Origin of the sequence: Halomonas borealis (genome assembly GCF_004798905.1) — a bacterium.
Taxonomy (GTDB): Bacteria; Pseudomonadota; Gammaproteobacteria; order Pseudomonadales; family Halomonadaceae; genus Halomonas; species Halomonas borealis.
The window spans coordinates 1-279 of the sequence record NZ_SDMO01000058.1 but is presented as its reverse complement, the minus strand read 5'-3'; the positions used below and the strand labels follow the sequence as shown (position 1 = coordinate 279).

General features: G+C 20.8%; 1 protein-coding gene. It reads left to right on the top strand.

The features are described from left to right. Positions 1–191, top strand: a 191-nt coding sequence (locus ETC07_RS15120) for a phenylalanine--tRNA ligase subunit beta-related protein (protein WP_136249328.1), incomplete at its 5' end; no start/stop codon positions are given. Positions 192–279 lie beyond the last annotated feature (88 nt).

Genomic DNA, 279 nt, shown 5'->3' with positions numbered 1-279 from the left:
ATGATAATAATATCAAACAATTTAACTTAATTGATATTTATACAGATGAAAAGTTAGGTGAAAATGAAAGTTTAACAATCAGATTTGTTTTACAAAATGATGATAAAACTTTAGAAGAAGAAGATATAACTAAATCAATGGATAATATTCTAAATGCATTAGATGAAAAATTATCTATTAAATTAAGATAAGAAAAAAAGGAAAAAAGTGAACAAATTTAATATTAAAAAGTTAGTTAAGCCATTTGACATAGAAATCGATTCAATTGCTAGTGATAAA